Raw genomic sequence first — 1,416 nt, 5'->3', positions numbered from 1 at the left:
CATAGGAGCGGTGCATGATCAGCGCCGGATAGTCGGCCATGCCGGCGATCAGCGAAATGTCGGGCTTGGGCAGGTTGAGCTTGACGGTGTAGTCGTCGATCTTCTGGATGCCGCCATCGACCGGCTTCTTGGTGTCGGCATTGACCAGCGCGCCCATGCGCGCGGCGACCGAATTGCCGGCGACCGACGCATCGCACCAGCGGTTGAGATTGTGGATCACATCGTCGGCGTTGAACGCGTCGCCATTCGACCAGGTGATGCCCTTTCGCACGTGAAGAGTGATCGTCTTGGCATCATCGCTGGTCTCCCAGCTTTCCAAGAGCCAGGGCTCGAAGGAAAAGTCGGTGTTCCAGCGCACCAGATATTCGTTGCACTGGCGCGCGACATTCGACATCTCGACGCCGTCGAAGGTGCGCGGATCCTTGAACCCCTTGACGTTCATCGCGACGCGCAGCACGCCGCCCTTTTTCGGCTCGGCGGCGCGGGCAGGCGAGGGGGCGATCCCGCCCAGCGCCATCGCGCCGGCGGCGCTGACGCCGAAGCCAGCCATCAGCGCCAGATATTCGCGCCGGCTGATCGCGCCCTTCTTGAAATCGTCGGCGGTGGGCTCCGCGCGCGGGTGCAGTTTCCTGTCGGTCAGCATGAATTTCATCGTCGTTCCCTCTGTTGTTGGCGCACGTTGCCCGCGTGGCGGTCTGTCGGGGCAACGACTTGCACGAGCCAACGGTCGCCCCGGGATCGCCAGGCGCGGGGGCGGATGCGACCGCCGGGGCGCCGTTGCCTGCGAGGGAATGATAGGTCCGCTTTCCGCGGCGAAATGTTTGGTTTTCCGCAGTTCTTGTGCGCTGTTCCGCAGGCTGAAGTTGACTCAGGCGGCGCCGCCCCCTCATCCGGCCGCTTCGCGGCCACCTTCTCCCCGAGGGGAGAAGAGGTTCGCGCCGGCGCTGACAGGCTCCTCTCCCCTTGGGGAGAGGTCAGCCGAGCGAAGCGGAGGCTGGTGAGGGGGAGCGCCGTTCAATACGGCCACTCGCCCCGTCCGAGCGCGCCGATATCCGCAACAATCCGCCCAAACGCCTCCGCCGCGCGCTGGGCACGGTCGAACGCGCGCGCAGAAAACTGTGCACCAGCCGCTTCTCCTCGCGCCACCACGCTTGTCCGCCAGCGGCAACACTCCGGTCGCGATAGGCCTCTCCGTCCGACGACAGCGGATCGCACTCGGCAGTGACGATCACTGTCGGCGGCAGTCTGGAAAAGTCACGATCCCTGAGCGGCGAGAACGTTGGGTCGTCGGGTGACTGCGCGGGCGCGGACCGGACGCGGCGGTAGAACTCAATGTCGGCGAGCGTCAGCAGGGGCGCCTCGGCGTGCTCGACATAGGAGCGCCCGGTCTCATCGCCGCCAAGGCCAGGATAGATC

The 1,416-nt window shown here is 66.1% G+C and carries 1 protein-coding gene and 1 pseudogene; both read right to left on the bottom strand.

What is annotated here, in order from left to right; genetic code table 11:
• On the bottom strand, nt 1–652 hold a 652-nt coding region (locus tag EOA24_RS37875), incomplete at its 3' end, for an ABC transporter substrate-binding protein (RefSeq protein ID WP_245501960.1).
• Between the two features lie 362 nt (nt 653–1,014).
• Nucleotides 1,015–1,416, bottom strand: a pseudogene (locus tag EOA24_RS37870) (alpha/beta hydrolase fold domain-containing protein); the annotation flags it as partial.

The organism is Mesorhizobium sp. M2A.F.Ca.ET.039.01.1.1, from assembly GCF_003998035.1.
In the GTDB taxonomy this organism is placed as follows: Bacteria; Pseudomonadota; Alphaproteobacteria; order Rhizobiales; family Rhizobiaceae; genus Mesorhizobium.
This window is presented reverse-complemented; position numbering and strand designations above follow the sequence as displayed.